Below are 12,858 nucleotides of genomic sequence, written 5' to 3'. Positions count from 1 at the left end.
TCAAAGGGGTCGAGCCGGTGATCGAGTCCGTTATCGGCATTGCGTAACCTGGGGCGACCTGTGCCACGGATGGGGGAGGACCAGTGCGACTCGGGCTCAGTCTCGGATACCAGACGGCGTGGAGCACACCGGCCGACCACCTGGCGCTGGCCCAGGAGGCGGACCGGCTGGGCTATTCGGTGGTGTGGGCGGCGGAGGCATACGGCTCCGACTCGCCCAGCATGCTCGCCTGGATGGCCGGCCAGACCGAACGGATCGACGTCGGTGCCGCGGTGATGCAGATTCCCGCCCGTACGCCGGCGGCCACCGCCATGACCGCCGCCACGATCGACGCGCTCTCCGGCGGCCGGTTCCGGCTCGGCCTGGGTGTCTCCGGCCCGCAGGTGTCCGAGGGCTGGCACGGCGTGCGCTTCGCCAAGCCGCTCGCCCGGACCCGCGAGTTCGTCGACATCGTCAAGCTGGCCATCGCCCGCAAGGAGGTGGCGTACGACGGCGAGCACTACACGCTGCCGCTGCCGGACGGCCCGGGCAAGGCCCTGCGGCTGGGCTTCCACCCACCCCGCGAGCACATACCGATCTACCTGGCCGCTGTCGGCCCGAAGAACCTGGAGCTGGCCGGCGAGATCGCCGACGGCTGGCTGGCCGTGTTCTACGCCCCGGAGTTCGCCGAGGAGCAACTCGCCTCGGTGCAAGCCGGGCGGGCCAAGGTCGGCAAGGAGCTGGCCGGGTTCGACGTGGTGCCGTCGGTGCCCGTGGTGATCGGCGACGACGTGGCCTCCTGCGCCGAACTCGTCCGCTGGTACGCCGCGCTCTACGTCGGTGGCATGGGCAGCCGGCAGCAGAACTTCTACAACCAGCTCGCCACCCGGATGGGCTACGGCGACGCCGCCCGCGAGGTGCAGGACCTGTACCTGGCCAAGCGGCAGCGCGACGCCGCAGCCGCCGTACCCATGGAGTTCATCGACCGCACCTCGCTGCTCGGCCCGAAGGAGCGCATCGCCGAGCGGATGCGGGAGTACGCCGCGGCCGGCGTCACCACGCTGTCGGTGACCCTCTTCGTGGCCGACCGGGACAGCGGTGTGCAGACCCTGCGTACCGTCGCCGAGGCTCTTGACCTCTCGGGAGTCGGCGAGTGACCTGGGTCGAGGCCATCGTCCTGGGCATCGTCCAGGGACTGACCGAGTTCCTTCCGGTCAGCTCGTCGGGGCATCTGCGGATCACCTCGGCGATCTTCTTCGACCGGGACGCCGGCGCGTCGTTCACCGCGGTCACCCAGCTCGGCACCGAAGCGGCAGTGCTGATCTACTTCGCCAAGGACATCTGGCGGATCACCCGGACCTGGCTCGTGGGCATTCGGGACACGTCGGTCCGCTCCAGCCTCGACTACCGGATGGGCTGGTACGTGATCGTCGGCTCGATCCCGATCGGGCTGTTCGGTTTCGTGTTCAAGGACCAGATCAAGACCGCCGGGCGCAACCTGTGGGTGGTGGCGACCACGCTGATCGTGTTCGCCTTCGTGTTGGCGTTCGCCGAGTACTGGGGGCGGCAGACCCGCACCCTGGAGAACTTCCGGATGAAGGACGGCATCGTGATGGGCTTCGCCCAGGCGATGGCGCTGGTCCCCGGGGTGTCCCGCTCCGGCGGCACGCTCACCGCCGGCCTGCTGCTCAACCTGACCCGCGAGGCGGCGGCACGGTACTCGTTCCTGCTGGCCATCCCGGCGGTGGTGATGTCCGGTGTGTTCAGCCTCGGGGACGTCTTCGAACCGTCCGCCCCGGGCACGTCGGTGCCCACCGTGGCCCAGACGATCGTGGCCACCCTCATCGCCTTCGGCATCGGCTACGCGGCCATCGCCTGGCTGCTGCGCTACGTGGCCCACCACACCCTGTACGTCTTCGTGCTGTACCGGGTCGCGCTGGGCACCCTGGTCCTGGCGCTGCTGCTGACCGGCACCATCGACGCCACCTGACCGCTCTGCCGCCGGCCCCCGGCTCCGCCCACGGGCGGAGCCGGGGGCCGCAGTCGTCAGGTCGCCGCCCACGACGGCCCGGCGCGGTGCCCAGGTCATAGGGTGGTCCCGTGGCGACCCTTCTTCTTCTGCGACACGGCCGAACCACGGCGAACGCCGACGGCGGCCTGGCCGGTCGGCAACCGGTCGAGTTGGACGACACCGGGCGCGCCCAGGCCACAGCGGTCGGCGAGCGGTTGCGGGCGGTACCGCTGGCCGCCGTGGTGACCAGCCCGCTCATCCGCTGCCGGCAGACGCTGGAGCTGGCGCTCCCGCAGGCCGCCCCGGTCGTCGAGGACGGGTTGATCGAGTGCGACTACGGCAGCTGGGAGGGTCAGCCGCTGAAGAAGCTCGCCAAGGAGCCGCTCTGGCCGGTCGTCCAGCAGCACCCCAGCGCGGCGGTCTTCCCTGGTGGGGAGGCGATGGCGGCGATGGCGGCGCGTGCCGTGGCGGCGGTGCGTTCCTGGGACGCCCGGGTGAACGCCGAGCACGGGCCCGAGGCGGTCTGGTTGGCGTGCAGCCACGGCGATGTGATCAAGGCCATCGTGGCGGACGCGCTCGGCGTACACCTGGATGCCTTTCAGCGGATCGTGGCCGACCCGGCGTCGGTGACGGCGATCCGGTTCACGCCGTTGCGTCCTTTTCTGGTGCGACTCAACGACACCGGTGGTGACCTGGCGGCGCTGGTGCCGCCGCCGGCCAAGCGGCGTCGGCGCGCGAACCGCGTGGCCGACTCGGACGCGGCAGTCGGTGGTGGGGCGGGTGCGTCGCGGTGAGGCGCGTCACGACACCTCCTGCGCTCGGCGCGTCAGCGCACGCCGGAAAGGCCGCCACGCCCGGGTATAGCCCCTGGTACGCCGGGCGCGCCGCCGCTGCGGCGATTCGCGTCGGTGGGGTGCGCGACGCCGAGGCGGGCCGGATAGGGTCGTGGGTATGACCCACCAGGTGCACGCCTTCGAACCGCCGGAGCGGTTCGTCGCCGGGACTGTCGGGCCGCCGGGGGAGCGCACGTTCTTCCTGCAGGCCCGCGGCGGCGGCAGGCTGGTCAGCGTCGCGCTGGAGAAGGTCCAGGTGTCCCTACTCGCCGAGAAGCTCGAGGAGTTGCTCACCGAGGCGCAGCGTCGCTTCGGGGTGGACCTGCCCGAGCTGGCGCCGGTGATCGGCGACAACGAGCCGTTGGACACTCCCGTCGACGAGGAGTTCCGGGTCGGGACTCTCGGGCTGGCCTTCGACGTGGACACCGCGACAGTGGTGATCGAGGCGATCGCGGCGGGCGAGGTGGAGCCCGAGGTCGAGCTCGGCGACGAGGACGACGACGAAGACGACGACGAGGACGACGAGCCGGACGAGGACCTGGATCGGCTCCGGGTCCGGCTCACCCCGCAGGCGACCCGCCAGTTCATCGAGCGGGCCCGGCGAGTGGTCAACGCGGGCCGGCCACCGTGCCCGCTCTGCGGCCAACCGTTGGACCCCGCCGGGCACCTCTGCCCGCGGCACAACGGTTATCACCGGTGACCTCGTCCGGCCTCCAGCCTCGCCAGGACGGCGACGCCGCGCTGCGGCTGCTGCGTGACGGCGTCCTCGACCTGGAGGGTCGGCTGGTCGACGCGTCGAACACGACGCTGCGCGGCATCCTGACCCTGGACGGGTTGACCGCCCGGTGCGTCTACAAGCCGGTCCGTGGCGAGCGCCCCCTCTGGGACTTCCCCGACGGCACCCTGGCCGGTCGGGAGGTCTCGGCGTACCTGGTCTCCCGGGCCACCGGCTGGGACCTGGTGCCGCCCACAGTGCTGCGGGACGGTCCGTTCGGCCCCGGTTCCTGCCAGCTGTGGATCGACGAGCCGGAAGACGCCGAACCGCTTGTCGGTTTCCTGCCCGCCGGGGAGTTGCCGCCGCGCTGGATCCCGATCGCCGCGGCCCGCGACGACGACGGCGCGGCGTACGCCCTCGCCCACGCCGACGACCCGCGGCTGGCCCGGCTCGCGGTGCTCGACGCGGTGCTCAACAACGCCGACCGTAAGGGCGGTCACGTGCTCGTCGGTGCCGACGACCGGATCTATGGCGTGGACCACGGGGTGAGCTTCCACGTGGAGGACAAGCTGCGCACTGTGCTCTGGGGTTGGGCCGGTAAGCGGCTACCCGCGGACGCCGTGGAGATGCTCGACGCGCTGGCCGGGCAGGTCGCCGGTGCGCTCGGTGCCGAGTTGGCCGACCATCTGACGATCAGCGAGGTGGCCGAGGTGGCCGCCCGGGTCGGCCGGCTGCGCGAGACTGGCTGCTTCCCTCAGCCTCCGGAGGACTGGCCGGCGATGCCCTGGCCGCCCATGTGACCCGCTGTCATCTTGATCACCCGTGGGGTGCTCCGGCGTTGTCGCCGGGCTGGCTAGGCTGATCCCATGGAGTCTTGGGCGGGACACGAGGTGCCACGGCTGCCGGGCAGGGGCGAGCCACTGGCGTTGTACGACTCGGCGCGGCAGGGCGTCCACCCGAGTGAGCCGGCCGACGCGGGCAGCATGTACGTCTGCGGCATCACCCCGTACGACGCGACCCACCTCGGCCACGCCGCCACCATGATCACGTTCGACCTGGTGCAGCGGATGTGGCGCGACGCCGGCCGCCCGGTGCGCTACGTGCAGAACGTCACCGACATCGACGACCCGCTGCTGGAGCGGGCCGCCCGCGACGGCGAGGACTGGGTGGTCCTGGCGATGCGCGAGACGGCGCTGTTCCGGGAGGACATGGAGGCGCTGCGGATCATCCCGCCGGCGCACTACGTGGGCGCTGTCGAGTCGATCCCGGACATCGCCGACAAGGTCGAGGTGCTCCTCAAGGACGGCGCCGCGTACCGGCTCGACGACGGCACCGGCGACGTCTACTTCGACATCTCCGCCACGCCCCGCTTCGGCTACGAGTCGAACCTGACCCGCGAGCAGATGCTGGAGATCTTCCCCGAGCGCGGCGGTGACCCCGACCGGGCCGGCAAGCGCGACCCACTGGACCCGCTGCTGTGGCGCGGCGCCCGCGAGGGCGAGCCGTCCTGGCCGGGCGGCGAGCTGGGCCCGGGCCGACCCGGCTGGCACATCGAGTGCGCGGTGATCGCGCTCAACCTGCTCGGCGACCGGATCGACGTCCAGGGCGGCGGTAACGACCTGCTGTTCCCGCACCACGAGGCCTCCGCCGCGCACGCCGAGCGGCTCACCGGCCAGGCGCCGTTCGCCGAGCACTACGTCCACGCCGGCATGATCGGTCTGGACGGCGAGAAGATGTCCAAGTCCCGCGGCAACCTGGTCTTCGTGTCCCGGCTGCGCGCCGACAAGGTCGACCCGATGGCGGTCCGGCTGGCGCTGATCTCCGGGCACTACCGCAGCGACCGCACCTGGACCGACGACCTGCTCACCGCCGCACACGAGCGCCTGGACCGTTGGCGGCGGGCCGCCGCCGCGCCCGCCGGGCCGTCCGGGGCTGAGCTGCTGGCCGAGGTACGCGCACGCCTGGCCGACGACCTGGACACCCCCGGAGCCCTGGCCGTAGCCGACCGCTGGGCCGAGGCGACCCTCGCGGGTGCCACCGACGACCCCGAAGCGCCCGCCCTCTTCGCGAACACTGTCGACGCCCTCCTGGGCATCCGCCTCTGACAGCCCACGGGCGGCGTGCCGTGCGCCGTTGACCGACTCGGTTTCCAGGAAGTCGCGGTGTCCGGAGCCCTGCGATACCCCGACTTCCAGGAAGCCGAGTCGATCAAAAGGCTCGGCCCGGGCGCGCCCTCGATCGGGTCAGATGAACGCCACCTCGGGGAAGGACCGGCTCGGACCGTTCAGTAGGTGGCCGCCCCGGTGCCTCAGGTGCAGGTCGAAGAACGCCAGCGGGTACGCCTGCCCGATGCGGACCGCGCGGGCGGGGTCGAGCGTGCCGACCCAACCGAGGAGATCCTCGTCGCTCATGCCGATGAGCTTTGCCAGTTGCGGCACGAGCCACTGGTTGTCGCCGTAGGACGAGTGGACCGCTTCGGCGGCCTGGATGTTGAGTCGCCATCCGCGTAGGTGCGTGAAGAACTCGGCGACGGCCGGCTCCGCTGCCCGGGTGAACTCCGCCGTCATCAGCATGAACGGCCGGTACAGGTCGGCGGAGGGCATCGGCTGCGACAGCATCGGGGCGTCCAGGCTCAGCCCCGCCCGGACCCGTCGGTCGGTGCCCATTGTCAGGGCCGTCGCGGTGCCGCCCTTCGACCAGCCGAACATGCCGATCCGGCTCAGGTCGAGGGCGGCGCCCAGCCCGGTCGGCAGCAGCGCTTGGTCGACGTCGGGGTTGCCCCCGGCGGCGAGGTCGGAGATCTGATCGAGGACGAATCGGACGTCCCGGGTGTAGGTCCACGGGGTCGAATCGACGTCTTCCTCCTGGACGGTGACTCGGCCGTCGGGGAATTCGCCGAACCCGTCGTACGTGTGGTCCACGGTGACCACCGCGTACCCGTGGCTGGCGAGTTCCTGCACCACGATGGTGGTGTCCGAACGGTGGCTGCCCGCGCCGTGCGAGTACAGCACCACCGGCAACCGCCGGCCCGGATGCCGCACCGGGGCGCCCTCGTGCCCGGCCGTCAACGGCGCCAGCGCGGCGTGGGGGTCGAAGCCGGCGGATTCCAGCAGCATGCGCATCGAGGCGGCGGTCATCCACTCGGAGCGCGGGTAGCGCCGCTCGTTCCGGGCGGGATACCAGACGCTGACCATCAGTTCCCGATACCGCCCCGGCCCGGCCAGCGGTTCCGGCCTCGACCGGTCGACCAGATGCAGCGGCACCACACCCACGCGGTACGGCCCGGTCGGCCGGGGGAGAGTGAGCCGGACCGGGCCTGAACGGGCCGCTGCCGCCCGGGCGCGGCCGGCGATGCCCATCGGTACACCGGCCCCGACCGCCAACGCGGCTCCGACAAGGCCACGGCGCGTGATCCCCCGTGCGCCAACACGTCTCACGGTTGGCATTGATCCTCCAGTGGGTTGCTCGACGCCGGAACCGGGCCGCCCGACCATCGATATACCCGCAGTATATATACCGAGTGTATAGATGCAACGGTGGTGGCGCGCTTCGACATCGGAGAATTCGCAGGGGTCGCCCTGGCCCGCCCATCGCCCCGCGATCTTGCAGTTTCTGTCCCAGCGAAAGGCGCAAAAACGGACGTAAGTACGACCGAAAGCGCAAGATCGCCGGGCCGGGCCGGGCCGGGCAGGGCAGGGCAGGGCAGGGCAGGGCAGGGCAGGGCAGGGGGCGGGGGGCGGGGGCTAGCCCAGGACCAGGCCGGGGTCGGGTTCCGGATCGGGGGTCGGGCCGGGGATCTTGTACTCCTCGGTGAGGGTGGTCATGGGGCCGGGCCAGGTCGCCTGGGACACCTCGATCGGCTTGCGGTGCGCGTCGTACGCGACGTGCAGCAGGTGTAGCACCGGTGTGTCCGGCCGGATCTGGAGGGTCTCGGCCTCCTCCCGGCTCGGTTGGCGGGCGCTGATCGTGTCGGTGGCCGAGACGTACCGTCGTCCGGTCGCTTCCTCGGCCTCCTGGTAGAGCGGCCGGCCGAACGCCTCGGTGCGCTCCAGCGAGGTGCCGGCGGCGTCGCGGGGCAGGAACCAGGAGGCGCCCACCTCGACGGGGGAGTCGTCGGTGCGGACGAGGTGCCGCCGGCAGAGCAGGTTGGTGCCGTCGGACACGCCGAAGGCGTCGGCCACCTCGGCGGGGGCGGGGGCGTGCCCCACGGAGACGAGCTGTTGACGGTATCGGGCGGCCAGGTCGGTGTGGTAGCCGCGGAAGCCGCCGTACCGGCCTCGGGAGAGGCGGTTGAGGCGGCGGCGGGTGCCGCGGACGTACGTACCGGAGCCGGGCTTGGTGATCAGGATGCCCTCGACCCGCAGCTGGTCGACGGCGCGTTGCACTGTCTGCTTGGCGACGCCGAACATCTCGGCGATGGCCGGGATGGACGGCAGCCGCTCGCCCGGCCCCCAGTCCCCACGGCGAACCTGGGCCTTGAGCTGCGCGGCGATCTGTCGGTGCGGGAACTCGGCGGCCCCGGGATTGATCTGCACACCCGCCTCCTTGATCACATCTAGGTTCCTAGGATGCCCCAGCGGGTGTGACGGCGCCACCCCGGACACGCGAAAACGGGCCCCCGGACCAGAAAAGGTCCGAAGGCCCGCAGCGAAACAGTGCTACCAGGAACCGGCGGTGGGGCCGGCCGAACCGCCTCGGCGGCGCAGGTACTTCTCGAACTCCTGGGCGATCTCGTCACCGGTCAACGGGGTGATCCCCTCGTCGCCGACCCGTTCCTCCAGCTCGCGGACGTACTCGCCCAGCTCGGCGTCCTGCTCGGCGGCGCTGCGGACCCGCTGCTCCCACTCGGCGGACTCCTCGGCCAGGTCGGCCATCGGCACCGGCAGGTCGACGACCTCCTCGACCCGGTGCAGCAGGGCGAGGGTGGCCTTCGGGCAGGGCGGGTTGTTGGCGTAGTGCGGCACGTGCACCCAGAACGAGACGGCGTCCACCTCGGCGCGGGTGCAGGCGTCGTGCAGCACGCCGACGATGCCGGTCGGCCCGTCGTAGCGGGTGGGGGTGAGCTGGTAGCGCTCCGCGGCCTGCGCGTCGGAGGCGCTGCCGCTGATCGGCAGCGGCCGGGTGTACGGAACGTCGGCCAGCAACGCGCCGAGCAGCACCACCCGTTCCACCTCCAGGCTGTGGCAGATCTCCAGCACCTGCTCGCAGAACGTCCGCCAGCGCATGCTCGGCTCGATGCCGCGGATCAGCACCACGTCACGGTCGGTGCCCTCCGGGCTGGCCACCATGAACCGGGTCGTCGGCCACTCCACCCGCCGGGTCTCCCCGTCGGCCATGGTGATGGTGGGTCGGCTGACCTGGAAGTCGTAGAAGTCCTCCGGATCCAGCTCGGCGATCTGCCGGGCGTTCCAGACCTGCTCGAGGTGCTCGACCGCGGCGGTGGACGCGTCGGCGGCGTCATTCCAGCCCTCGAACGCGGCGATCGCCACCGGGGACCGCAGCACCGGCAGTCCGTCGAACTCGGTCACGCCGTCACCTCACCCTGCTCGTCGCGGCTGGCGCCGGGACCGCGCCCGGTCGTCATACCGTGTGGCACGGCGGCGTCCCTGTTGTCCTTCACGTCCGTCAGCCTACGTGCAGGGCGAGGGTGCGGCCCGTCGGCCGCGCCGGTCGGCCGCTCCGGCAGCAGGTCATACCCGAACGAACCAGACAGGGTGATCCCCGTGACACAATAGGGGATCGCTCGAGGAGAGTCGTGGAGTCCGACCGAATCGCACTAACCTGAACGGGTGCGGACTTCATTGATGGATGTGCTGGCTGATCGCATTCTCATCGCCGACGGGGCGATGGGCACGATGCTTCAGGCCGCGGACCTCACGCTCGACGACTTCGACGGGCTGGAGGGGTGCAACGAGATCCTCAACGTCACCCGCCCGGACGTGGTGCGCGGGGTGCACGACGCCTACCTGGCCGTCGGTGCCGACTGCGTCGAGACCAACACCTTCGGGGCCAACCTCGCCAACCTCGCCGAGTACGACATCCCGCACCGCATCCGCGAGTTGTCCGAGGCAGGCGCCCGGATCGCCCGGGAGGCCGCCGACGCGGCCAGCACCCCGGAGCGGCCCCGGTTCGTGCTCGGCTCGATCGGGCCGGGCACGAAGCTGCCCACCCTCGGGCACGCCGCCTACTCGACCCTGCGCGACGCCTACCAGGAGAACGCCGCGGGTCTGATCGTCGGCGGCGCGGACGCGCTGATCATCGAGACCTGCCAGGACCTGCTCCAGGTCAAGGCGGCAGTGGTCGGGTCGAAGCGGGCCATGGCCGAGCTGGGCCAGTCGGTGCCGATCATCTGTCACGTGGCGGTGGAGACCACCGGCACCATGCTGGTCGGCAGCGAGATCGGGGCGGCCCTCGCCGCGATCGAGCCGCTCGGCGTGGACCTGATCGGGCTCAACTGCTCGACCGGCCCGGCCGAGATGAGCGAGCACCTGCGCTACCTGTCGCAGCACTCCCGCATCCCGCTGTCGGTGATGCCGAACGCCGGCCTGCCGGTGCTGACCGCCGACGGGGCGTACTTCCCGCTGACTCCCGTGGAGCTGGCCGAGGCCCTGGAGCGGTTCATCACCGAGTACGGCGTGGGGCTGGTCGGCGGCTGCTGCGGCACCACCCCGGAACACATCCGGGTGCTGTCCGAGCGGCTGCACGGCGTCACCGCCCCGGCCCGCGAACCCCGGCACGAGGCGGGCGTCTCCTCGGTCTACCACCCGGTGCCGTTCGCCCAGGACGCGTCGGTGCTGATGGTGGGGGAGCGGACCAACGCCAACGGCTCGAAGGCGTTCCGGGAGGCGATGCTCGCCGGCGACTGGCGGGCCTGTGTGGAGATCGCCCGCAGTCAGGCGCGCGACGGCTCGCACCTGCTCGACCTGTGTGTGGACTACGTCGGCCGCGACGGCACGCAGGACATGCGCGAGTTGGCCGGCCGGTTCGCCACCGCGTCGACCCTGCCGATCATGTTGGACTCCACCGAGCCGGCGGTGATCGAGGCCGGGCTGGAGATGCTCGGTGGCCGGTGCGTGGTCAACTCGGTGAACTTCGAGGATGGCGACGGCCCCGAGTCCCGGTACGGGCGGGTGATGCCGGTGATCCGGGAGCACGGTGCCGCAGTAGTCGTGATGTGCATCGACGAGGAAGGGCAGGCGCGCACCGCGGCGGACAAGGTCCGCATCGCCTCGCGCACCATCGACGACCTGACCGGCCGGTGGGGGATGGACCTGTCCGACATCCTGATCGACACGCTGACCTTCCCGATCGCCACCGGGCAGGAGGAGACCCGCCGCGACGGCCTGGAGACCATCGAGGCGATCCGGGAAATCGCCCGGCGTTACCCAGGGATCAACTTCACCCTCGGCATCTCGAACATCTCCTTCGGGCTCAACCCGGCGGCCCGGCAGGTGCTCAACTCGGTGTTCCTGCACGAGTGCGTGCAGGCCGGCCTGACCTCCGCGATCGTGCACGCCAGCAAGATCCTGCCGATGGCGAAGATTCCCGACGAGCAGCGCGAGGTCGCCCTGGACATGGTCTACGACCGGCGCCGCGAGGGCTATGACCCGTTGCAGCGCTTCCTGGAGCTCTTCGAGGGCGTCGACGTGACCAGCGCCCGAGCCAGCCGGGCACAGGAGTTGGCCGCGCTGCCGTTGGACGAGCGGCTCAAGCGGCGGATCATCGACGGTGAGCGCAATGGCCTGGAGGCCGACCTCGACGAGGCGATGGCCGGCGGCCGGTCCCCACTGTCGATCATCAACGACATCCTGCTGGACGGTATGAAGGTGGTCGGCGAGCTGTTCGGCTCCGGCCAGATGCAGCTGCCGTTCGTGCTCCAGTCCGCCGAGGTGATGAAGACCGCGGTGGCCTACCTCGAGCCGCACATGGAGACCATCGAGGACGGCGGCAAGGGCCGCATCGTGCTCGCCACAGTGCGCGGCGACGTGCACGACATCGGCAAGAACCTTGTCGACATCATTCTGTCCAACAACGGCTACGAGGTGGTGAACATCGGCATCAAGCAGCCGATCAGCGCCATCCTGGACGCCGCCGAGCAGCACCGCGCCGACGCGATCGGCATGTCCGGGCTGCTGGTCAAGAGCACTGTCATCATGAAGGAGAACCTGGCCGAGATGGCCACGCGCGGGGTCGCTGAGCGCTGGCCGGTCCTGTTGGGTGGGGCGGCGCTGACCCGCGCGTACGTCGAGGACGACCTGCGGTCGACGTTCCCCGGGCAGGTGCACTACGCGCGGGACGCGTTCGAGGGTCTGTCCCTGATGGACAAGGTGATGACCGCCAAGCGCGGTGGCGCCCCGGTGATCGACCCGGAGCGGGAGGCGGCTCTCGCGGCCCGGCGGGCGCGCCGGGAACGGCAGCGCTCGATGGTCTCCACGTCGCTGCCGGAGCTGCACGACTCGTCGGTCCGCTCCGACGTGGCCGCCGACGTGTCGGTGCCCACCCCGCCGTTCTTCGGCACCCGGGTCGTCAAGGGCGTGCCGATGGCCGACTACGCGGCGCTGCTCGACGAGCGGGCCACCTTCTCCGGGCAGTGGGGGCTGCGCGGCGTCCGGGGCGGCAGCGGACCCTCCTACGAGGAGCTGGTCGAAACCGAGGGCCGACCGCGGCTGCGGTACTGGCTGGACCGGCTGATCGCCGACCAGGTCCTTGAGGCAGCCGTGGTGTACGGCTACTTCCCCGCGTACTCCGAAGGCAACGACCTGGTGGTGCTCGACGAGAACGGGCACGCCGAGCGCGCCCGGTTCTCCTTCCCCCGGCAACGGCAGGAGCGGCGGCTCTGCCTGGCGGACTTCTTCAGGCCCCAGGGCGACCAGCTCGATGTGGTCGCGTTGCAACTGGTCACCGTCGGCCAACCGGTCAGCGAGTACGCGGCGAAGCTGTTCGCCCGCAACGAATACCGCGACTACCTGGAGGTGCACGGTCTCTCCGTGCAGCTCACCGAGGCCCTCGCCGAATACTGGCACCAGCGCATCCGCGCCGAGATGACCCTGCCCGACGGTCGTCCGCTGGGGCACGACGACCCGGCGGACCTGGCCGGCATCCTGCACAACGACTACCGGGGCTGCCGGTACGCGTTCGGCTACCCGGCCTGCCCCGACCTGGAAGACCGGGCGAAGATCATGGATCTGCTCGGCGCGGACCGGATCGGGGTCGAGCTGTCCGAGGAGTTCCAGCTCATGCCGGAGCAGGCAACCGACGCGATAGTGGTCCACCACCCGGAGGCCAACTACTTCAACGCCAAGTAACGGCGGCAGGCCCCC

At 71.1% G+C, this 12,858-nt stretch carries 10 protein-coding genes; 7 read left to right on the top strand and 3 right to left on the bottom strand.

Annotation, left to right across the window (positions count from 1 at the left end; genetic code table 11):
• Window positions 1–83: 83 nt before the first annotated feature.
• The 6 genes from OG992_RS06180 to mshC all read left to right on the top strand — a co-directional run bounded on the left by OG992_RS06180 (window position 84) and on the right by mshC (window position 5,643).
• The gene (locus OG992_RS06180) at window positions 84–1,136 is read left to right on the top strand and encodes an LLM class F420-dependent oxidoreductase (protein WP_238685854.1); all 1,053 of its coding nucleotides are present in this window, start codon (window positions 84–86) and stop codon (window positions 1,134–1,136) included.
• The gene (locus OG992_RS06175) at window positions 1,133–1,969 is read left to right on the top strand and encodes an undecaprenyl-diphosphate phosphatase (RefSeq protein ID WP_238685853.1); all 837 of its coding nucleotides are present in this window, start codon (window positions 1,133–1,135) and stop codon (window positions 1,967–1,969) included. Before OG992_RS06180 ends, OG992_RS06175 begins: the two co-directional genes overlap by 4 nt.
• Before the next feature lie 110 nt (window positions 1,970–2,079).
• The gene (locus OG992_RS06170; protein WP_238682281.1) at window positions 2,080–2,784 is read left to right on the top strand and encodes an MSMEG_4193 family putative phosphomutase; all 705 of its coding nucleotides are present in this window, start codon (window positions 2,080–2,082) and stop codon (window positions 2,782–2,784) included.
• 157 nt (window positions 2,785–2,941) lie between these two features.
• Window positions 2,942–3,523, top strand: coding sequence for a DUF3090 domain-containing protein (locus OG992_RS06165; protein WP_238685851.1), 582 nt, complete (start codon window positions 2,942–2,944; stop codon window positions 3,521–3,523).
• Window positions 3,520–4,338, top strand: a complete 819-nt coding sequence (locus OG992_RS06160; protein ID WP_238685850.1) for an SCO1664 family protein — start codon at window positions 3,520–3,522, stop codon at window positions 4,336–4,338. The genes OG992_RS06165 and OG992_RS06160 overlap by 4 nt, the downstream gene beginning before the upstream one ends.
• A gap of 66 nt (window positions 4,339–4,404) precedes the next feature.
• Window positions 4,405–5,643 carry a cysteine--1-D-myo-inosityl 2-amino-2-deoxy-alpha-D-glucopyranoside ligase gene (gene mshC, locus OG992_RS06155; protein WP_238685849.1) on the top strand — a complete coding sequence of 413 codons (1,239 nt, stop codon included), beginning with the start codon at window positions 4,405–4,407 and terminating at the stop codon, window positions 5,641–5,643.
• A gap of 138 nt (window positions 5,644–5,781) precedes the next feature.
• Here the strand turns inward: mshC and OG992_RS06150 are convergent, their stop codons facing one another.
• The 3 genes from OG992_RS06150 to OG992_RS06140 all read right to left on the bottom strand — a co-directional run bounded on the left by OG992_RS06150 (window position 5,782) and on the right by OG992_RS06140 (window position 9,066).
• Window positions 5,782–6,897, bottom strand: a complete 1,116-nt coding sequence (locus OG992_RS06150; RefSeq protein WP_323181785.1) for an acetylhydrolase — start codon at window positions 6,895–6,897, stop codon at window positions 5,782–5,784.
• A 384-nt stretch (window positions 6,898–7,281) separates the two neighbouring features.
• Window positions 7,282–8,073, bottom strand: coding sequence for a GntR family transcriptional regulator (locus tag OG992_RS06145; RefSeq protein ID WP_238685847.1), 792 nt, complete (start codon window positions 8,071–8,073; stop codon window positions 7,282–7,284).
• A gap of 123 nt (window positions 8,074–8,196) precedes the next feature.
• A complete protein-coding gene (locus OG992_RS06140) occupies window positions 8,197–9,066 on the bottom strand; it encodes a PAC2 family protein (protein WP_030332815.1) in 870 nt (289 codons plus the stop codon).
• Window positions 9,067–9,327: 261 nt separating this feature from the next.
• On the opposite strand from OG992_RS06140, the gene metH reads away from it, so the two are divergent.
• Window positions 9,328–12,843 (top strand): methionine synthase, encoded by a 3,516-nt coding sequence (gene metH / locus OG992_RS06135; protein ID WP_238685846.1) that lies wholly within the window; start codon window positions 9,328–9,330, stop codon window positions 12,841–12,843.
• Window positions 12,844–12,858 lie beyond the last annotated feature (15 nt).

The sequence above is a fragment of the Micromonospora sp. NBC_00362 genome (genome assembly GCF_026342155.1).
In the GTDB taxonomy this organism is placed as follows: Bacteria; Actinomycetota; Actinomycetes; order Mycobacteriales; family Micromonosporaceae; genus Micromonospora; species Micromonospora hortensis.
Note: the sequence above shows the minus strand (reverse complement) of the source record. Positions and strands in the feature narration are given on the sequence as shown.

Excerpts from the sequence above, each read along its gene's own strand:
- OG992_RS06165 (WP_238685851.1), top strand. The coding sequence starts at position 2,942 with ATGACCCACCAGGTGCACGCCTTCGAACCGCCGGAGCGGTTCGTCGCC.
- OG992_RS06150 (WP_323181785.1), bottom strand. The coding sequence starts at position 6,897 with ATGGGCATCGCCGGCCGCGCCCGGGCGGCAGCGGCCCGTTCAGGCCCG.
- mshC (WP_238685849.1), top strand. The coding sequence starts at position 4,405 with ATGGAGTCTTGGGCGGGACACGAGGTGCCACGGCTGCCGGGCAGGGGC.